This is a genomic window from Pseudoalteromonas aurantia 208 (assembly GCF_014858725.1).
Classification (GTDB): Bacteria; Pseudomonadota; Gammaproteobacteria; order Enterobacterales; family Alteromonadaceae; genus Pseudoalteromonas; species Pseudoalteromonas aurantia.
In genome coordinates this window covers 133,998-154,052 of sequence record NZ_AQGV01000010.1, presented here as the reverse complement: position 1 = coordinate 154,052, position 20,055 = coordinate 133,998, and the positions used below count along the sequence as shown (strand labels likewise).

At 41.7% G+C, this 20,055-nt stretch carries 17 protein-coding genes and 7 tRNA genes; 7 read left to right on the top strand and 17 right to left on the bottom strand.

The features are described from left to right. Positions 1 to 81 precede the first annotated feature (81 nt). Positions 82 to 675, top strand: coding sequence for a DUF938 domain-containing protein (locus PAUR_RS02315; protein ID WP_192506210.1), 594 nt, complete (start codon positions 82 to 84; stop codon positions 673 to 675). Here PAUR_RS02315 and PAUR_RS02310 read toward each other — a convergent pair. The 10 genes from PAUR_RS02310 to PAUR_RS23750 form a co-directional block, all read right to left on the bottom strand. Continuing rightward, complete coding sequence (locus PAUR_RS02310) at positions 655 to 1,776, bottom strand: GNAT family N-acetyltransferase (protein ID WP_225738261.1); 1,122 nt, start codon at positions 1,774 to 1,776, stop codon at positions 655 to 657. The genes PAUR_RS02315 and PAUR_RS02310 overlap by 21 nt on opposite strands. Before the next feature lie 99 nt (positions 1,777 to 1,875). Next, positions 1,876 to 4,581, bottom strand: a complete 2,706-nt coding sequence (locus PAUR_RS02305; protein WP_192506209.1) for an ATP-binding protein — start codon at positions 4,579 to 4,581, stop codon at positions 1,876 to 1,878. 240 nt (positions 4,582 to 4,821) lie between these two features. Then, positions 4,822 to 4,914: transfer RNA gene (locus PAUR_RS02300), tRNA-Ser, on the bottom strand. A gap of 20 nt (positions 4,915 to 4,934) precedes the next feature. Continuing rightward, positions 4,935 to 5,026 (bottom strand) — tRNA-Ser (locus tag PAUR_RS02295). 20 nt (positions 5,027 to 5,046) lie between these two features. After that, a tRNA-Ser gene (locus PAUR_RS02290) sits at positions 5,047 to 5,138 on the bottom strand. A gap of 20 nt (positions 5,139 to 5,158) precedes the next feature. Further along, positions 5,159 to 5,250: transfer RNA gene (locus PAUR_RS02285), tRNA-Ser, on the bottom strand. Between the two features lie 20 nt (positions 5,251 to 5,270). Continuing rightward, positions 5,271 to 5,362, bottom strand: a tRNA-Ser gene (locus PAUR_RS02280). 20 nt (positions 5,363 to 5,382) lie between these two features. After that, a tRNA-Ser gene (locus PAUR_RS02275) sits at positions 5,383 to 5,474 on the bottom strand. A 20-nt stretch (positions 5,475 to 5,494) separates the two neighbouring features. Beyond that, a tRNA-Ser gene (locus PAUR_RS02270) sits at positions 5,495 to 5,585 on the bottom strand. 190 nt (positions 5,586 to 5,775) lie between these two features. Beyond that, the gene (locus PAUR_RS23750) at positions 5,776 to 5,907 is read right to left on the bottom strand and encodes a hypothetical protein (RefSeq protein WP_263973681.1); all 132 of its coding nucleotides are present in this window, start codon (positions 5,905 to 5,907) and stop codon (positions 5,776 to 5,778) included. 284 nt (positions 5,908 to 6,191) lie between these two features. Here PAUR_RS23750 and PAUR_RS02265 point away from each other — a divergent pair, with 284 nt between their 5' ends. Then, positions 6,192 to 7,031: a diacylglycerol/lipid kinase family protein gene (locus tag PAUR_RS02265; protein ID WP_192506208.1), complete on the top strand. Its 840-nt coding sequence runs from the start codon at positions 6,192 to 6,194 to the stop codon at positions 7,029 to 7,031. Between the two features lie 46 nt (positions 7,032 to 7,077). Here PAUR_RS02265 and PAUR_RS02260 read toward each other — a convergent pair whose 3' ends face one another. Further along, positions 7,078 to 7,989 (bottom strand): DMT family transporter, encoded by a 912-nt coding sequence (locus PAUR_RS02260; RefSeq protein WP_192506207.1) that lies wholly within the window; start codon positions 7,987 to 7,989, stop codon positions 7,078 to 7,080. Positions 7,990 to 8,121: 132 nt separating this feature from the next. Here PAUR_RS02260 and PAUR_RS02255 point away from each other — a divergent pair, with 132 nt between their 5' ends. Continuing rightward, positions 8,122 to 9,564, top strand: coding sequence for an aminotransferase-like domain-containing protein (locus PAUR_RS02255; protein WP_192506206.1), 1,443 nt, complete (start codon positions 8,122 to 8,124; stop codon positions 9,562 to 9,564). A 62-nt stretch (positions 9,565 to 9,626) separates the two neighbouring features. Here PAUR_RS02255 and PAUR_RS02250 read toward each other — a convergent pair whose 3' ends face one another. Beyond that, on the bottom strand, positions 9,627 to 10,409 hold the full coding sequence (locus PAUR_RS02250; RefSeq protein ID WP_192506205.1) for a YggN family protein: 783 nt from the start codon (positions 10,407 to 10,409) through the stop codon (positions 9,627 to 9,629). A gap of 303 nt (positions 10,410 to 10,712) precedes the next feature. Between PAUR_RS02250 and PAUR_RS02245 the strand changes: the two genes are divergently transcribed. Then, positions 10,713 to 10,895, top strand: a complete 183-nt coding sequence (locus tag PAUR_RS02245) for a PA3496 family putative envelope integrity protein (protein WP_192506204.1) — start codon at positions 10,713 to 10,715, stop codon at positions 10,893 to 10,895. Between the two features lie 55 nt (positions 10,896 to 10,950). Here PAUR_RS02245 and PAUR_RS02240 read toward each other — a convergent pair whose 3' ends face one another. Continuing rightward, positions 10,951 to 11,430: a glutathione peroxidase gene (locus tag PAUR_RS02240; RefSeq protein ID WP_192506203.1), complete on the bottom strand. Its 480-nt coding sequence runs from the start codon at positions 11,428 to 11,430 to the stop codon at positions 10,951 to 10,953. Positions 11,431 to 11,482: 52 nt separating this feature from the next. After that, positions 11,483 to 12,346, bottom strand: a complete 864-nt coding sequence (locus PAUR_RS02235; RefSeq protein ID WP_192506202.1) for a LysR family transcriptional regulator — start codon at positions 12,344 to 12,346, stop codon at positions 11,483 to 11,485. A 172-nt stretch (positions 12,347 to 12,518) separates the two neighbouring features. On the opposite strand from PAUR_RS02235, the gene PAUR_RS02230 reads away from it, so the two are divergent. Both PAUR_RS02230 and PAUR_RS02225 read left to right on the top strand, forming a co-directional pair. Beyond that, positions 12,519 to 13,673 carry an iron-containing alcohol dehydrogenase gene (locus tag PAUR_RS02230; protein ID WP_192506201.1) on the top strand — a complete coding sequence of 385 codons (1,155 nt, stop codon included), beginning with the start codon at positions 12,519 to 12,521 and terminating at the stop codon, positions 13,671 to 13,673. 197 nt (positions 13,674 to 13,870) lie between these two features. Beyond that, on the top strand, positions 13,871 to 14,518 hold the full coding sequence (locus PAUR_RS02225) for a cytochrome b/b6 domain-containing protein (protein WP_192506200.1): 648 nt from the start codon (positions 13,871 to 13,873) through the stop codon (positions 14,516 to 14,518). Positions 14,519 to 14,575: 57 nt separating this feature from the next. On the opposite strand, the gene PAUR_RS02220 is transcribed toward PAUR_RS02225, so the two are convergent. Continuing rightward, the gene (locus PAUR_RS02220; protein WP_192506199.1) at positions 14,576 to 15,025 is read right to left on the bottom strand and encodes a c-type cytochrome; all 450 of its coding nucleotides are present in this window, start codon (positions 15,023 to 15,025) and stop codon (positions 14,576 to 14,578) included. Between the two features lie 381 nt (positions 15,026 to 15,406). Here PAUR_RS02220 and PAUR_RS02215 point away from each other — a divergent pair, with 381 nt between their 5' ends. After that, a complete protein-coding gene (locus PAUR_RS02215) occupies positions 15,407 to 18,901 on the top strand; it encodes a S8 family serine peptidase (protein ID WP_192506198.1) in 3,495 nt (1,164 codons plus the stop codon). A gap of 69 nt (positions 18,902 to 18,970) precedes the next feature. On the opposite strand, the gene PAUR_RS02210 is transcribed toward PAUR_RS02215, so the two are convergent. Both PAUR_RS02210 and PAUR_RS02205 read right to left on the bottom strand, forming a co-directional pair. Then, positions 18,971 to 19,432, bottom strand: coding sequence for a DUF2721 domain-containing protein (locus PAUR_RS02210; protein WP_192506197.1), 462 nt, complete (start codon positions 19,430 to 19,432; stop codon positions 18,971 to 18,973). A gap of 24 nt (positions 19,433 to 19,456) precedes the next feature. Continuing rightward, positions 19,457 to 19,963: a TlpA family protein disulfide reductase gene (locus PAUR_RS02205; RefSeq protein WP_192506196.1), complete on the bottom strand. Its 507-nt coding sequence runs from the start codon at positions 19,961 to 19,963 to the stop codon at positions 19,457 to 19,459. Positions 19,964 to 20,055 lie beyond the last annotated feature (92 nt).

Genomic DNA, 20,055 nt, shown 5'->3' with positions numbered 1-20,055 from the left:
ATTTTTTTCTCTGTGTATACTTGCAATTTGCAATTGATATTGCATCAATATAGCGCAAAGATGAATGATCAAGGTGCATATATGAGTGTAGATAAACCCTTTTCTCAGGCATGTGAAAATAATAAAGAGCCTATTTTAAATATTTTAAAACCCTTACTTGCCACATGTGAAAAAGTCCTAGAAGTTGGTTCTGGAACAGGGCAACACAGTGTTCACTTTGCTCATGCTTTACCACATTTACAATGGCAAGCCAGCGATCGAGCCGTCAATCATGCGGGTATTTTAAGTTGGCATCATGATGCGCAACTAAGTAACTTAAACGCGCCAATTGAGCTGGACTTACAGAATGCTTGGCCTCTAGAGGATGTGCCAGCCATTTATACGGCGAATACATTACACATTGTGAGTAAAGACTTAGTAGAAAGATTTTTTCTAGGAGTAAAAAAACATTTACGCCAACAGGGCTTATTGATTATCTATGGCCCATTTAACTATGATGGGCAGTTTACAAGCAGTAGTAATGCTGCATTTCACCAACATTTGTTGCAACGAGATCCACGCAGTGGGATCCGAGATGTTGAATGGATCATAGAGTTGGCGCATCAAAGTGGGCTCGACTTATTAGCAGATCACGCTATGCCAGCGAATAACCGATTATTGGTCTTTAAAAGGTAGCTGAGTGAGGCATTGTTCGGCGTATTGCGCTACGTGCGTACGCTCCCGAGCTATGAAGTCTGTGATTGCGCTGGCAAACATTGGATGTGCGACTTGGTGGGCTGAATAGGTGATAACAGGTTCAAAGCCTCTCGTTAATTTATGCTCACCTTGGGCACCAGCATCAAAGCGATTAAGTTTATTGTGTATCGCAAATTCAATGCCTTGGTAATAACATAATTCAAAATGGAGATGCTGATAATCAGCGAGAGATCCCCAGTATCTTCCATATAAAGTGTCACCATCGCTTAGATAAAGGCTCGCGGCCACGAGGGCTTGGTTGCTGTAAGCTATACACAAATGTATATTATTCGACATTGAGTGCTTAATCTCATTAAAAAATGCCCAATTGAGGTAGCCTGAGTGGCCTGAGCGTTTTAAATAGGTTTGTTGATAACAAGCAAAAAAGCCTTGCATATGTTCCGTAGAGATATCGTCGCCACTTAACCACACAATGTCGAGTGATTGTGCAGAGATATGGTTGCGCTCTTTTTTAATCATTTTGCGTTTTCGGGCGGTCATGGTTGCTAAGAAATCATCAAAGCATTGAAAGTACTTATTTTGCCAATGGAACTGCACGGCATGGCGAACCATCATAGTATTACTAAAATGCCCTGCTTCGGTCAAAAAATTGATATGTGTACTAGACCATTGCTTTAGGGTCATTGCTTGTTGCAATACTTGGCAAATATATTCCACTATTTCGTCAGTGAGCTCTAATGTAAGTATGCGCCTCCCTGTTATTGGGGTAAATGGAATGCCAGAGAGCCACTTCGGGTAGTAAGCTAAATGGTGGTTTTCGTATGCTTCAGCCCAAGACCAGTCAAAAACATATTCGCCATATGAGTGAGATTTAATATAGCCAGGCACTAATGCAATTAACTGTGAATCTTGATAAACCGCTAAATGCTGAGGCTGCCAGCCAGTCTTATGAGTGACGCATTGGCTGTGCTCAAGTGCCGCAAGCCATTCATAGCGGCAGAATAAATCATGTTGCGCTAGAGTATTCCATTGTTGTAGTCCAATGGTTGAGATTTCGCTAAAGAATTGAGAGCTAAACATAATAATAACAAGTCACGGTGATTAAATAGTTCGATTTGGCATAAGGCCTTATCGTACGCGAGAAGGTATCGTAGTCCAAATCTCTAAGGTAAATATGCTTTAACAGTACTGTGCTAAGCACTGGGCAAGTTTATCACGCTCCAAAGGTTTTGCTAGGTGCTGATTAAATCCAACTGCGAGGGCATGTGCTTTGTCTTCTGGCATAACGTCTGCGGTTAAAGCAATGATGGGGAGTTGTGTCGCATCTTTTTTTTGTCTTATCAGTGACGTTGCTTGATAGCCATCCATAACAGGCATTTGGCAGTCCATGAGTATCAAATCATACTCATCTACATCTACGGCATTGACTGCTTGTTGCCCATTTTCTACGATCGTATGGCTTATTTTAAATGTATCAAGCATCGCTTTAATGACAAGCTTATTAACAGGGTTATCCTCGGCAACTAAGATATGCAGCTTGTGCAGCTGTTGCGTATCAATCTCTAATTTGTGAATTGTTGGTGGTTGGCTTAATTCACATTTGATGCTGAGTGTAAAACAACTTCCGTGTCCCACTTGACTGTCAATTGATAGGCTACCTTGCATTAGTTCTGCGAGTTCTTTAGCAATAGCTAAGCCAAGCCCCGTCCCTCCAAATTCACGAGATGTAGAGCTATCAGCTTGGTTAAAGGCATTAAAAACATCTTTATATTGAGATGCCTTGATACCAATACCTGTATCTGTGACGCTAAATAGCAATTGGCAATGCGGTGCTATTTCGTCCACTTCCAATTTTACGTTAATGCCACCATGCTGAGTGAATTTTACTGCGTTACTGCAAAGGTTAATCAGGATCTGTTCAATGCGCATTTCATCGCCTTTGACCCAGCATTCATTTTGTAAGTTGTGATGGATTGTCCAAGTAATATTTTTGTTGTTTGCTGAGGTCGCAAACATAGAGTCAATTCGTTTTAATAAAGCTTGCAGCTCAAAAGTATGTTTATCTAGGTGTAAACGGTTTGACTCAATTTTCGCGATATCTAAAATATCGTTCACGAGGTTTAATAAGGTTTTTGATGCGGAACCAATTCGATGGATATAGTTTTGCAGTTGGGCGGTATTTTGATTATCAATAGCCAAAGAAGCGAAGCCGATGACGGCATTTAAAGGAGTTCTAATTTCGTGGCTCATGTTCGCTAAAAAGCGACTTTTTGCTTGGTTGGCTTCATCTGACTGCTGCTTCGCTTTTGCTAATGATTGGGTTCGTCGCTCGACAAGGTTATTTAAGGCATGATGCTGATAATTAAAGAGTAATAAAATAAATGTTATCAGTGCCGTAATGGTTAACTGCAGCGTCAATAAAAATAAAGTTTGCAACTTGTTTACGTGGGAAGTGAATGCATCTTTCACTGACAGCTTCATATGCCACTTTTGACCCGCAACATGCAAAGGAACAACCCATTTAGTTGTCGTTGTTTTTTTTTGCCCTTCATAGCTTTGATAAAAAGCATGATCATTTTTATCGTCAAAAAACGCAATATCAAATCGTTGTGCTTGGGCTTGTTTTAATACCTCATTCAACAGAATGTCTACTTGAATGACTCCCGTTGCGTACCCTTTGAGTGAGTGAGTTTGCTTAGTTAAGTGCTCATAAACAGGTGATACAAGCAAGTAAGCTGGAGATGGGCGGCTTTCTTGTACTAAAAATATAATATGAGTCGCTTGGGGTTCTTGTGCAATGAGTGCCTTTTTGAGTGCTCCTTGTCGTTGTGGATTGGCATAAATATTAAGCCCAAGCGCACCGTAGTTACTTTGTTCTGGGGAGATATATTTCACTACAACCATCGGATCTGTGAGTAACAGTGGCTGACCTTTAATTTTAACATTAGGTCCGTAAAGTGTTTTTAATTGCTCATTCATTGCACTTTGTTTGTTTTGCTTTAAATAAGCGTTCCAAGAAAGAGCGCGGATGAAAGTGTATTCTTTTCTTATTTCGTTGCTGATATCCATAAAAGATTGACGGTCAAAGTTTGGCGTTGATTGAAGTTGGTTAGCCAGTCTTTGAACTGCAAGCATACTGCGGTTCACATATCGATAAATAATATGCTCGATAATTTTCACTTCGCGCTCAGCTGCAATATGTGCATTTTTATTGTTGTTTTCATTATATAAGTAGGTTGTCATAGCAACTGAGAAAAAGAGTACGATACAGGCGCTCAAAGTACCCAATAAGTTATGCTTGGGGACCGGTTTATTAAGCCAGGGGTTAACTAGAATAAGGCACACGGGCGCACAAATGAGTACCCCGAGGGAGTCACCAAGCCACCATGCCAGCATATTCTGCCAGTGGTCTGAAAAGTGATAATCCGGATGGTAAAAACTCAAAGACAGCACGCCGATATTTGCTGAAATGAGATTAACGGCAATACCGAGGATTAAAACAAAATAAACAATGTGTCTGCGACTATTGAGGAGGAGTGGGTGGCCTAGCCAATCGCGTAAAATGTAACCCCCTAACGTTGCTTGAATGAGTGCGCCTGTAGCAACAATAAACGTTTGTATTACGTTTGCAAAAGGCACCGTTTGTGGCTGCCAGCCATATACAGAGCCCCAATTAAAAGCGAATGATGCAAACAGTAATCCAGGGATGAATCGCCAGCCCCATATATACACGCCAATTAATGCTATGCCAGCAGGCAACCAAATAGGAAGGACTTGATCTTGAAAAGCAAAAGCACTGAGTACTTTCCCGGAACAGAAATAGCCAAATACAAAAAGTGCATAGCAGAGCCAGCTTTGCCAATTGTGCTTAAAAGTTAACGTCATAGAGTTTTAGGGTAATGGTTCGCTCATTGAGTATAGCCGCGTTTTTTGATGAAGGCACGGATGTAAGTTGATGTTTCGTGCAACTTTAATACGTCGATTTAAACAGCTCGCGGTGCATGGGTGATAAAATTAAATGAGCAAATGATAGTATTTATATTACTTAACGAATGATGTTACTACACAACATATTAGGCATAAAAAAACCGCGCTTTATTAAAAAGTGCGGTTTCTTATAAGAAATGGCGGAGAAGGAGGGATTCGAACCCTCGATAGGGCTACAAACCCTATACTCCCTTAGCAGGGGAGCGCCTTCAGCCACTCGGCCACCTCTCCGGCGCAAAACTGTAAAAATATGGCGGAGAGATAGGGATTTGAACCCTAGAAGGGCTACAAACCCTATACTCCCTTAGCAGGGGAGCGCCTTCAGCCACTCGGCCACCTCTCCGGCGCAAAACTGTAAAAATATGGCGGAGAGATAGGGATTTGAACCCTAGAAGGGCTACAAACCCTATACTCCCTTAGCAGGGGAGCGCCTTCAGCCACTCGGCCACCTCTCCGGCGCAAAACTGTAAAAATATGGCGGAGAGATAGGGATTTGAACCCTAGAAGGGCTACAAACCCTATACTCCCTTAGCAGGGGAGCGCCTTCAGCCACTCGGCCACCTCTCCGGCGCAAAACTGTAAAAATATGGCGGAGAGATAGGGATTTGAACCCTAGAAGGGCTACAAACCCTATACTCCCTTAGCAGGGGAGCGCCTTCAGCCACTCGGCCACCTCTCCGGCGCAAAACTGTAAAAATATGGCGGAGAGATAGGGATTTGAACCCTAGAAGGGCTACAAACCCTATACTCCCTTAGCAGGGGAGCGCCTTCAGCCACTCGGCCACCTCTCCGGCGCAAAACTGTAAAAATATGGCGGAGAGATAGGGATTTGAACCCTAGAAGGGCTACAAACCCTTGCCGGTTTTCAAGACCGGTGCTTTCGACCACTCAGCCATCTCTCCAGAGCCACTGATAATACTTAGCGAAAGAGCTGCTGTAAACTACTTTTGAACTGTTTGCACAAAATTTACACTGTTTTTCGTGATTTATTTAAAAAAACAAGAAAAATGTCGTAAATTTATGGAGTTGGAGTAGGCGGATTTTGTATTAGAGGTCACTCATTAACGGATGGTGACCTCAGTGACAAGGTCATCACTTAAGAAGAGACACGAAGCTTAAAGCATATAATTTACCGAAGCGATTTAAATAGGTCATCCAGTCAAAGCGTACTTTGGTTGGTGTTGGTGTTACAGTTTCATTATAAGTGGTTGCAGAATTAAGCATGGTCGGTTCCTATCAAGTCAAAGAGTATGTAAAACAAGGCTATTTTGCGTGCGATTAGATTAAAAATAAAGCGATAAAAATTACCGCTTTCGGATAAGTAAAACTAATGCATTTTTGTTTATTTATTTTTGTTTATTTTTTATTGTGCAACTTTATTCAGTTTTTTAATGCTTTGTTCTTTTGTATTTTGTTGTTTTATTTTGGTTTTTATTTTTTTTGTGGTTTTTTTGAGTTTTATTTTGACTAATTATTCATATTAATTAATTTAATTATTTAGGGGTTCTATGCTGGTTGTGGTGAAACCAAGTGCTGCAGTGAGTACTCAGCGGCACGTAGATTGGGTAAAAAAACAAATTCAATGTAAAAAAATGACTTGTGACTGGTTTTTTACCACGGGAAACTTTATTAATGATGTAAAAAATATCCGTCAGTTCTCGCAAGGACAAGATGTTGTAGTCGTTATTGGTGGCGACGGAACGTTACATTTAGTGATCAATGGCATTGTGGGGTTAACTTGCCGCTTTGCATTGTTACCTGCAGGAACAGGTAATGACTTTGCAAGGCAGTTTGGTTATTCATTATCACAGTGGCGGCAGAGTATTTTTTCAACTAAATATTCGGCGATTGATGTAGGCAAGGTAAATTCGCGGTACTTCGTCAACATGATGGGGGTTGGCTTCAGTGCGAAAGTAGTGAGATCAATCAAATCTCAGAGCAAGCGAAATAAGTTAAGTTATGTTTGGGCTGGGCTATTGAACCTTGTTTCGTACCAAAGTGTGAAGGTTGCAAGCTCGCTCGGTCACCCGACTCCTATGATGATGATGTTGATAGCGAACGGTCGATACTTTGCAGCAGGTCTGCCTTGTGCGCCTAGCGCTGATGCTCAAAGTGGGACTCTGACTTGCCTAGAATTTCATGCCGATTCACTTATTACAAGGCTGATGACTTTTTTGTTAATGCTATTCGCTCAACATGAGCGGTTATCGATTGTACATAAAACAGAGTCACAGCAATTTAGTATTGATGCTGTGGGGTTAGATATAGAAGCCGATGGAGAGATCATAGGAGAAACTCCAGCGCACGTTAGTTGTTTTCCGAAAGCGATTGAAATATGTATTTTGTAATAAAAATAAACGCCGTCAATGACTGACGGCGTTTGAGTGACAAGGTTTAGCTTCTCACTGGGGATTGAATTAAATGTAGTTTCAGTTTATCAAAAGGGGTAAGTACAATGGCATTACCTAGCAGCACTAAGCTAAAGCCGATGAAAGTATTCGATTGCCAAGTAAAGTTTTCAAAATATGTACTCAATAGCACAGCGACCAAAGGGAACAACACGATAATGTAGCTGGCCTTTTCAGGCCCTATGTTTTTAAGCAATGAGAAGTAGCTTGCAAAAGCAATAACAGTACCAAACACTGCGAGGTATAAAAGTGAGCTCCAATATTGCCAGTTGGCGTGAATGATCAGTGATTCACCAGCTAAAACAACATAGGCACCGAGCAGTATACTGCTATATAGCATGCCCCATGCGTTGCCTTGTAGAACGCCAATGTTGTTATTTGAATTTCTTACGCTGACCATGTTGCCGAATGAAGCAATTAATGTACCGAGTAGCGCAAGTCCTAGGCCAATTATCGCGCCACTATTGAGGTCAAATTGTCGTAAGTCATGCCAAAAAAGTGCGGTAATCCCGAATAACCCGAACGTAGCGCCAAAATATATTCTTTTGGCAATGGGTTTGCCAAAGAATAAGCGCGTATTGATAATGTTGATCACTAAAAGTAGAGAAAATGCAATGGATGCCATGGCTGAGTTTAGATACCCTTGTGCGAAGTACAGCATCAAGTAATTCAAGCCGAAGTTCCCCATTGCGAGCAAAATGAAAAAGCAATGGTTTTTAAGGTTAAACCGCATGGGCATACGTTTTATAATGACATAAGCCCACATGCAAATGGCTGCAAGGGTAAACCTTAGGCACAATGAGACAACTTCATTAACTTCACCTAGCTGAAACTCAATCGCTAACCACGTTGACCCCCAAATTAATACGGTCATTGTATACAGTAGTATACTTTTCATTTCATGCCCTTTAAGGTTTGTAAGTATAAACTTACTATTTATTATGATGAGAAGATGTACTATTGTAGAGACTTAATGTGTATATGCTATATACAGAATAAGTAAAAAAAGACCTATACAGATGAGTGGTATATGAGTTTTGTTATTTCGAAACAGCACAAACGATTTTTGTATGAGCAAGTGATCACACTTGTTGATGATATGGTTTGCCAAGGCACTTTATGTCCTGGTGATAAGCTGCCATCATTGCGAGCAATGGCAAGTAAGCTTGAGGTGAGTATTCCCACTGTAAAGCAGGCGTATCAAACATTAGAGGCTCAAGGTAAGGTAAGAGCGCAAGAGAAATCGGGCTATTTCTTACAAGCCGCACAGGTCAGCAGTTCAATGCCTAAGCGGGTCAAGTTGTCGAAAAAACCGGTTGTGGTGAATAAACAGCAACTTATAGAGCAGGTTTATGACGCGATTCATCAACCTCATGTTGTGTCATTTGGTATTGCGAATCCAGTGATGGTTGCCAGCACTGAAAAGGTATTAGCGAAATTAATGCGTCGAGCTATGCACAGTATGGGGGAAGGTATGCTGAGTTATGGTGCAATGGATGGCTTACACCGATTAAAGCAGCAAATTGCATATCGTTACTTAGATTTGGGTTTAGCGGTTAATACAGAAGAGCTCGTGATCACCAATGGGGCTCAAGAAGCGTTAGCCATAGCACTGCAGTGTGTTGCCTGCGTTGGTGATGTGGTGGCTATCGAGTCTCCTTGCTATTTTGGTATTGTGGAACTAGTGGAAAGTCTTGGACTGAGAGCCATTGAAATTCCAGTGTGTCCCGATGATGGAGTATGGCTGTCTGATTTAAATGAAGCGTTGCTCAAACATGATATAAAGGCGTGTGTATTTTCTACAAGTATCAATAATCCGTTAGGCTCGTTTATGCCAGATATTCGTCGCAGGGCACTGGTTGAGTTGTTAGAGCGACATCAGGTCACGCTGATTGAGGATGATGTTTACGGGGATCTGCACTTTACTGAGCGACGTGGAAAGCCTGCCCAGTGTTTTACATCATCGGGCCATGTTATTACATGCGCCTCTTTTTCAAAAACGGCAGCGCCAAGCTATCGTGTTGGCTGGATGGTGGCGGGTCCTCATATTGCAAAAGCACGACGTTTAAAACGTGCGTTAAGTTGCTCCAGTTCATTGATGAATCAATGGGTGCTAGCTGACTATTTGGCTGGTGGAGAATATGATCGGCATCTAAAGCTGATGCGTAAGCGCTTACTAGATAATAAAGCGCAGATGGTTGCTGCATTGCGTCGATATTTTCCAAGTTCAGTACGATTGAGCGATCCACAAGGGGGGTGTGTTATTTGGGTCGACTTGGGTCGTCAATATAGCGGAGCCAAATTGTTTCAATTGGCCATTACACAAGGGGTCAGTATTACACCTGGTGTACTGTTTAGCGCGGGTACGCAATATGAATCGTGTATACGCATGAGTTATGGCTTAGTATGGAGTGAGGTTGTAGAGCAGGCCATTGCTTTGTTAGGTCAGCTTTTGCCTGAAGCAAAAAAATAGCCAGTTATTGACTGGCTATTTCAGTTGGGAGATAGTTTTTCAACGTTGCGTATTGGCTACTTTTATTGGGCGTTAAAAACAGAGTAACCTATAAACTCGGGAATATTTTGGCTTAACTGTTGCTCTTGTTGGGCTATGTCTTCAAATTGACCGCATAGTTGATTTGCTTGCTTTTCTATGACTCGAGCTTGCATTTCAACTTTTTCTTCTATGGCTTGTCCCATAGTCTCCATGCGTTGCTCGAAGCTACTCATATCACCATTTGAATTCGTCATTTCAGACCCAATTGCCACTAAAATACTACCAATAGACTCCATCATGGCACCTTGGAGTGCTGATTCGATCCGTTCTTCAAACTGTTGGTCGAAGTTATTACCAAATTGGTCAAATGTTTGCTTCCCCATAACAAAAGCGCCGTCTTGGTAGAAGGTCTCGTTAATTTCAAGATGCAGTTCATCGAGTACAGAGCCGATAGAGTCCAGGCTGTTTAGTTGTAGTGCATTGCTTACTTCATCTAATGCTACCCCAGCTATTTTTACACCTTCTAGCGCAATATTTGCTACTTTTGGTAACTGAACGCGTAACGAGTCAGCGTAGTTGCGCATGGCATCTTGCTGTGTTGCTGTTAGGGACACTCTTTCACCATCCTTTAATACGTCCCCATTGTCATTAATTGTCCACTTACTTTGTTGTGCCGTGGTGATGTGTAATTGTTCTGGTGTGATCATTACATCATTTTTGAACTCAACCTGGCACTCGTCGGAGGTGAATTGCAATGAGTGACTATGGGTTGCGAGTGCGCTAGAGCTTGTAAAAAATGCGCCGAGAATAAGTAATTTTTTCATGACAATGCCTTGATTTTAATTGGGTTAGTTTTTAATAATCAAGATGAGTGCCAATTTTATTTTTGTTACTTATCAATTACATATGCTTTTTAGTTGTGATGAACGAGCTGCTTAAATGGTAAAGAAGACTAAATGTTAGCGAAGTTGACCATAAAAAATGATGGATAAGCATTTTTCATTTACACGATAAAAAATTCTCATTGTTCAGAATGGTAATTTCGAACTAAACACTAAGAAGTGAACAGCAGTAAGCCACTTGATGAAAGTGGATACGCTGTTTTTGTAACGTGATTGGAGCAGACTGTGGGTAAAACATATTCATATGATGGGCTTGATGATGATTTTACAGCTAGTGAATTTGATGAGTTAGAGCGAAATCAACATGATAAGCAAAGACGTAAAGTGAAACGTAAGATTGAAGACTATCTTGAGCAGAAGCGGTTGCGTAAAGATGTTGGTGATAGCGATTTTGATTATTTGGAGTAGGTAAATGTATCAGATATAAATAAGCTCAGAAGTATGGTGCCTTTAACCTTAAGCGCTATGCTAGCGCTTTTTCAATGTCATTGCGTAGCTTATTGGGCTTTGTTGTGGGGGCATAACGTTTGATTGGCTGCCCTGCTTTGTTAATTAAAAATTTACTAAAGTTCCACTTGATCCGTTGCCCAAACAGGCCGGGTAGCTGTGCTTTAAGGTAAATATAGACAGGGTGAGTATGCTCTCCATTGACGTCAATTTTTTCCATGATGGTAAAATCAACCCCGTAATTAATTAAGCAACCTTGCTGAATTTGTTCTGGACTACCGGGTTCTTGTTGACCAAATTGATTACAGGGAAAGCCGATTATCACCAGCCCTTGTTCAGCATACTGCTGATGTAGCGCTTGTAGCCCTTCGTATTGCGGTGTTAAGCCGCATTCACTTGCTGTGTTTACAATCAGCACCGTTTTACCTTGCAAAGATGAAAAGTCGAATGGTTGGCCTTGTAATGTGGTGGCAGAAAACTGATAAAAGGTATCCATAAGAGGTCCTATTTTTGTACTTTTTAATGATAACAACTACTCTAGCATACACTTAATTAACGTGTTCGAGTAAAAACTCAATTAATAACCGTACTCGATACGGCATGAGATCTTTGCGTGGGTAAACTAACCACGTGGCATTATCTTGCACTTGAAAGTCTGGCAAAAGGTAAATGAGCCTGCCACTTGCAATAGACTCGGCAACAATATCTTGTGCTAAATGTGCAATTCCTAACCCTTGTATACATGCATTGAGAATAGCGTGCGGATTGTTGCTACGCCAATTGCCTGCAACTTTAATCTCTTCCACTTGCTGAGTAATATTAAACCGCCAGCGGTTACTAATAGCAATTAAACAATTGTGATTGACCAATTCATAGGGGTGAATTGGGATAGGGGTGTTTGCTATATACTCAGGGCTAGCGACAAGACTCATAGGACGATGGCATAACTTTCGCGCGATGAGGTTCGAATCTTGAAGCCTGCCAAAGCGAATGGCTAAGTCGAACCCCTCTTCTATTAAATCAATATTTCGATTATTAAAATCAAACTCTATGCTGACTTCAGGGTAACGTTTTAAAAACTCGGCAACAATGGGTGCGATGCTGTTGGCGACAAAATCCCCGGCACCACTGATGCGAATTAACCCTTTGGGTTGCCTTTGAATACCCTGAATATGATTTGTTGCATCGACTAGCTCCTGCTGAATAACTTTAAGCTTAATCGCATACTCCCGACCACTGTCGGTGAGATTTTGGGTACGTGTGGTGCGGTGAATCAATATGGTACCAAGACGCTGCTCTAACTGTTGAATTTGTCTGCTAACGTAAGATGTTGATACATCAAGTACATTGGCTGCTTTACTAAAGCTGCCGTGTTCAACAACCGCTAAGAAAACATCTAACCCTTGCCACATGATATGACCCCTCTATATATAGATAAATTCATTATATACGCTTTATTATTGCTGTGTAGCAAAGGTAATTTGCCATCTGACAGCTGTTTGTTTATCTATATTGAAATTAAACTACGCACAATCAAAAGGTGAAACCGGTCACAACATCTCGGTTATCGGAGCAAGTAAAGTAATGTTAAATTTTAATTTTGTAAACCCAACCCATATTCACTTTGGTGCGCAACAGATTTTAGAAATCAAGCACAATATATCGGCAAGCGCTAAGGTGTTGGTGGTATATGGTGGGGGCAGTATTAAGAAAAATGGGATCTATAATCAAGTTGTGGAAGCGCTAAGCGGGTTTGAGTGGGGTGAGTTCTCTGGTATTGAACCTAACCCGAGTTATCAAACATGTATGCGTGCTGTTGAGCTGATAAAAGCTGAAGGTTATGATTTTATCTTGGCTGTTGGCGGTGGTTCTGTGATTGATGGGTGTAAGTTTATTGCTGCGGCTTCGATGTTTGACGCTGAGCCTTGGGATATTCTTGCTAAGGGCGCACACATTAGTAAAGCACTGCCAATTGGTGTGGTGCTGACGTTGCCTGCTACCGGATCTGAGTCAAATAGTTTCAGCGTTATCTCAAACATTGAAACTGAAGACAAACTGCCGTTTGCGTCTGCATTAGTACAGCCTCAGTTTGCCGTACTGGATCCAAATGTGATGCAATCACTTCCTAAGCGCCAGCTGACTAATGGGGTTGTTGATGCGTTTGTACATACTATGGAGCAGTATTTAACCTATCCTGTTGATGCCAAAGTTCAAGACCGCTTCGCTGAAGGACTACTGTTAACGTTAATTGAAGAGGGGCCAAAAGTATTAAATGATGAGGCCAGTTATCAAACACGCGCAAATATTATGTGGTCTGCAACCATGGCATTGAATGGTTTGATTGGTGCTGGGGTACCACAAGATTGGGCAACACATATGATTGGACATGAGATCACCGCTTTATATGGGTTAGATCATGCACAAACTTTAGCGATTGTGTTACCTCGTATGATGGTACAGCAGCGGCAAGAAAAGCGTGAAAAATTATTACAGTATGCAGAACGAGTCTTTGGCTTAGATATTACAGATCCTGAAGGGGCTATTTCAGAAGCAATCTCGCTGACTGAACAGTTTTTTCATCAGGTTAATATGCCTACACGTTTTAGTGATCATGGTTTGGGTGAAGAGGTTGCACAGCAAGTATGTGCGCAATTAGAACGCCATGGCATGGTGGCATTAGGTGAACATCAAGCTGTTACCTTAGAAAAAAGTAAACGCATATTATTAGCGAGTATGTAACGCACACTACACTGCTATACGGCATGTTATTTTGACGATGTATGATATATCACAGCGGCATCAGACATAACTTGCCATTCTATCGCAACTTTAGCTGATAAGGTCAGACTTTCATCGCATCTATTGATGCGTTGCTCTAAAGAGTTTGTCATACTCAAAGCGATTCAAATAACCAAATAGAGACTTGAGGGGGCGCAATGGTTAAAGTTTGGGATGGCTTTGTTAGAGGGTTTCATTGGTTATTGGTGTGCGGGATTGCAATCTTGTATATCAGTGGTGATGAGGGGTGGCTGGACCTACACTTCGTGACGGGGTATGTGTTGTTGGCATTGATGTTAACGCGTATTATATGGGGTTGCTTTGGCAGTAGTACTGCGCGGCTAGCTTCACTTTTTCATTCGCCTAAGGCTGTAATGAATGCGTTGCTAAAAGATCAACCGACAACGGGACACAACCCAGCTGGAAGTGTGATGGTCTTAGTCTTTTTTACTCTGATATTCATCCAGCTATTAAGTGGGTTAATGAGTAGTGACGATATATTAATCGAAGGACCGTTAGTACAGTATGTGCCATATGCATGGGTGGAGCTTGCTAATGATTTACATCGAGACAACATTGACTTGTTACTGATGGCGATTGGAATACATATTGGTGCGATTGCATTCTACCGCATGAAAGGAAAAAAGCTGGTTAAGACATTGGTGACGGGGTATACCACAGAATCGGCGGACCAGCCGTTTATGCGTTCCGGAAAGGTGGCTTACATCATTTTTGTTGTGCTTTCCATAGGGGTATTGTATTTATGGGGTCAGGAGCCTTTGATGGCTTTATTTAACGTCGGCTAGATAACAAATAAAACGGTGTGTTCACACCGTTTTATACTTTAGCTCGGTAGTATAAACCTAATCTTTAAACGATTTATGACAATCTTTACAACCTTTAGCCCAGTTTTTAAAAGCAGGTGCAATGGTTTTTTTATCTCCCGATTGTGCAGCAACCGCGAGTGCTTGTGCATATTCCGCAAATGACTTAGCTTTTGCGTCAAATTTAGCTCGATCACTCCAGATTGCCGGTAATGCACTTGTATCGCCTTTATCTGATCCTGCTGTAAATGCTTCCCATGGCAGGCTTGAAAGGCTTGCTGCATTATTAGCGCGTTGAGCAAATTTATCTGCATCAAAAGGCACCTTTCCCTTGAGCATGTCACCCATGTCACCAATTTGATAACGAATTAATTGAAATGCAGCTTTTCTATATTCGATAGCATCTTCTGGTTCATCAAAGAGTGAGTTTGCCGCTACATTCGTTGATATAGCGGATAAGAACGCACTTAATATAATCAGTTTTTTCATGTTTTGCCCCTAAGTTATGTGGCTTAATGTTTTACGTAAATGCTGTAGAAAAGGCAAGCATGATGCGGTCATTTGGCTTGAATGACGGTTAATATGCCAATTAAAGATGAGATAAGTCACTTTTATGATGATGCCATTTACTTTTTTTTACAAAAAAATATTTATTTATTTCAATCGGTTACAGTTTTTATTTGACCATATGTAAATGGGGGATTTAGTTTGTGTATTTTCGGTGTTGATTACGTTGGCACTTTCACACTATATTAATGTTCCTTCGCATTGGTCAAATAAGATCAACAAACGCAATAGTTACCAATGTGAGGGTTAACAATAAAGATGGTGGCTGTTAAAACAGTTAACAACAAGTCCTAGGGGAATTTAATGTCTAAGCTAATCAAGAAATCAACAATTGCAGCTGCGGTTGGTAGTGTATTACTCACAGCGGGTGTCTCTGCAAACACGGCAAATATGGTAAATAATTTTGCCAATTTCGATGCTGTTAAAGTGACAGCACAAGATACGAAAAAGAATGAGCCAACTTCTTATTTAATCGTGCTGAAAGCAACGTCAGCGGCGAGCTTATATGCACAGGGCACATACCAGTCGGGTGATGCTCGTGCAACAATGGCGCAAATTTCACAACTTCAAGAAGCGTTAACGCTTGAACTAAACAGTTTAGACTTCAATGCGAAAGTTATTGGTCAAACACGTGTTTTAGCCCCTACACTGATTGTTGAAGCGTCAAAAGAAGCGCTAGCAGCGATTGAAAAAGACGCACGCGTAGAACGTGTGTTACCTATGTTTGATTCTGAACTACACATTGCAGAATCATCTGACTACATTAAAGCAACGCCAGTACGTACTGAAGGTTTGGCTACAGGTATGGGCCAAAAGGTCGCTGTACTCGATACGGGTATTGATTATACTCACAAAATCTTCAATGAAGCTGCCGGTACAGTTGAAGCGTATGAAGCTGCTCAAGCAGATCCAACAACGGTTGCATGGCCTCAAGGTCAAGTCAAAGGCGGTTACGATTATATGCGTAACGATGCGGATCCAATTGAGAATGATCCAGCGGTTCCTACTGAAGAAGACTCACCAACAAGTCATGGTACATCGGTTTCTCACTCAGTGACAGGTGTTGCACCAGACGTTGAGCTATATGTTTATTCTGTCTGTGGTGGTGGTTGTCCAAGCGCAGCACAAGCTGCGGCACTCGAGTCAGCAATGGATCCTAATGGGGATGGCGATATTTCAGACCGTGTAGATGTGATCAACATGTCTCTCGGTGGTGAGTTCGGTGATACATACACAGGCAGTGGTACACAATACCTTATTCAACGCGCTGTTGATTTGGGTGTGAATATGGTTATTTCAGCAGGTAATGACGGTGACCATCCATTCCGTATCGGTGGTCCAAGTACGACACCAAATGCACTATCAGTGGGTGCAATGACACACCCAACGTTAGAAGAAGGTATTGCATCAGGTACTGTTGCAGGTGCTGAGACGGTTATTCAAGCTGCAAGCTTTGGTCCACAGGACGCGTTCTCGTTCAGCAACACGAATGCAGAGCTTGTATACCCTGATGCAAACCAAAATGGTTGTGATGCATTTGCTGACGATGTGGACTTCACAGGTAAGGCGGTATTGATTGACCGTGGTGCATGTGCATTCGTCACTAAAGTATTAAATGCACAAGCTAAAGGTGCGGCATTTGTACTGATTGCTAATAACACCGACAATGGTACTCCAGCACCAATGGGTGGCAGCTCTACAGAAGTCACTATCTTCTCTGTAGGTGTGAACTTCCAAGCGGGTAAAGCGATAAAAGACAAATTAGCAGCAGGTGAAACAGCAGAATACGCGATTCAAGTTGAGATGAAGAATGTTGCTGGTGCAGTTGCAGACTTCTCTTCACGTGGTCCTTCAGTGAATGGTCTATTAAAACCAGAAATCACAGCGCCAGGTGTGAATATTCAAGTTGCAGCAACGGGCACACAAGATAAGGTTGCAGGCGCAACGGGTACTTCGTTCTCAGGCCCAATGACAGCAGGTGCTGTGGCACTTGTTCGTGAAGCGTTACCAGAGCGTAATGCATACGAAATTAAAGCAACCATCATGAACACCGCTGATCTGAACGTAACAGTTGAAGCAACATCGATTAACCCTGATTCACCATTGGCACCTATTAGTTTGATTGGTGCAGGTTTAGTGAACGTTGATAAAGCAGTTAAATCACCGGTTGCGGCATGGGTCTATCACTCAGAGTTTGATACTAACCAAGCGGCGTTGTCATTTGGTTTTGAGAATGTGTCAGAAGTAACGGCATACACTAAAACTGTGACATTGAAAAACTTCTCAAACGAAGCTAAGACCTATAACCTTCGCACTGAAGCGCGTTATGAAAATGATGCTGCAACGGGGGCTGCTAGCTGGGAAATGCCTGAATCTGTTACTGTACCAGCAGGTCAAACTGTTGAGTTTGATGTAACCTTGACGATTGACCCTGCTAAGTTACCTGAGTGGAAACTGAAGAACCCACTTAATGCTGATGAGCTAGCTGAGCGTAGCCCTGCATTGACTTTATCTGAATTTGATGGCGCATTAGTCTTTGATGACCCAAATACTGAAGGTGACCATGATTTACACATTGTTTATCATGCCCTACCGAAAGCGAACGTTGGCTTAGAGCTAGGTTATGAGCTAATGAACGGCAAGGTTAAAGTTGTTGCAACAAACAATGGCTTTAAAGATATTACCCCTATGTCAGAGCAATTAGTTGCAACGGGTACTGAGGTAAGTAAGTCTGAAAAAGATTTCAACATTTTAGCCACTACATTTAACGCTGTGACGGCTGAAGGGTGTGATACTGGTGTGGCATTTACTGCTTCAATCATGCTACGCGATGAGCTAACACACTTGCGTCGAGCAGGTGGTTATGCAATGAATTTAGACCTTGATAACGACGGTACTTACGACTACGCATTAGCGCAGTATAGTGATGTAGGCCGCAGTGCTGCAGTACCTGGCCGCTCACGTACAGTTAGTGGTCCTATTGTTGATGGTGCACCACAATGGGCATTGTTAACGAGCATGTATCATACAGCGGGTTCGAACACAGTGACTTTCTCTGGTTGTTCAGACATCATCGGTCTTGAGAAGAAAAACCTAGGTGATGCAATCACGATTGAAGCGTCAGTAGGTTACGGCTATCAGATTGGTGCATACGATGTAACTGATACACTAACGGGTACAACCACATTCGCAACATCTCCTGCAACATTCACAAATGCAGCAGGTGATGCTGTTACTGAGATTAAGCCGGGTGAAAAAGCGTACATCAATGCTGATTCTGCATTTGCACTTACTTCTGGTGAGCTCGAAGGTGTAATGGCAACGGTAACACCAGCAGTATTAGAAAATGAAAATCCATTCACAGCGCCGAAATTGAATTCAGCTGAGTTTTCAGTAGAAGAAAATACAGCGAAAGATACTGTAATTGGTCAGTTAGAGTTAGAAGCACAAGAAAATACCCTTGAAGTTAAAGAGTATTTTGTGAAATCTTCTTCACACACTGCTTTCACAGTAAACATGAACGGCGAAGTAATCGTTGCTAATGCTGATGTGCTTGATTTCGAAGCAGGTAACAACACAGCGAAATTAATGGTTGTTGCAATTGATGTATTTGGTAATGCATCAGAAGCTGCTGAAGTGACAGTAACAATTACGAATACAGTTGATACGGAAGCTGAGCAACCGGCTCCAGAGCCAACAGTACTTCCAGCATCAACAAGTTCTTCTTCAGGTTCTTTGGCTTGGTTAGCACTATTGGCTGCTCCGTTTGCTGCGCTACGTCGTCGTAAACAAAAGTAAGTTGATAGCTAAAATTAAAAACGCCAGTCAATGACTGGCGTTTTTTTTGTGCTGAATAAGGTGATTGTATTATTCTAAATCTTTAAAAATCATACCTCGACGCATACTTCTAGTGGCTAAAAATACTTCAGCAAGCAACGCTAAAAATGCCCCCATCAATAACATCATTGCCGCAATAAAACAGCTTGAGAGTGTGATACCCACTGGTATTTTATATAGGTGTGAAGTGAAGAGTAGCATCACGACGGCACACACTAGCAGAGCACTTAAGACACTCATACTAAAAGCAATGTGGATACAGCGAGACCGTTTTAATAGGGCACGCATCTCAGTACATAAAGATGCTTTCAAAGCGTCATCTTGACTAGAGTTGACTTTTCGGTCAAGTAATCTTGCCCTGTCAGTGATACGGGCGAGTCGATTTGATAAAACACCGAGCGTTGCTGCAATACCTGTGATCAAAAAGACGGGTGCAACAGCTGTTTGTATGACTTTAGCCATGGTTAATATATTTACTATATCATTGCTCATTTAGACCTCTGTTATTATCGCCAACTACCAAATGACTTGATCTAGTATGTTAGCTTGCTCACCAATGAGGGTTTTTACGACGTTATTGTGTTTATCTAGTAGAATTAGGCGTGGGACTCCTTTGTTGGCATATTGCTTATAAATAGCTCTATCTGGATCTGCAACTAAGTCAAAAGGCAATTGATAGTCGATATTAAATTTACTCAGCGTTGTGCTATTTTCTTCACGGCCAATGGCGATAATTTGTACTGATGAGTCATGAAGCAAAGGAGATGCTTGAAGTTCCTTTAACGTTCTTTGAGAGTCAGAGCACCAGGTAGCAAAGAGAATAACCAACTTATTTTTGTTTGGATTGAGTGTTATGGGCGTCCCTTGAATATTATTGAAGTGTGTATGTTTAAATGCTTGCCCTACTTGAATGTATGTCTCATATCTACTATCAACATTGACCGGCTCCGTAACGGTATTACATCCGGATAAATTGGCGCATAAAAGAGTGCTAATGAGTGTTGCACTTAGCTTGTTTATCATTATTATTCTCCATTGTGACTTATTAAGAGTACGGTATTTGATATATTTTTCAGCCGCACATTACTCACCCTACCTTACATTTCATTGAGTTA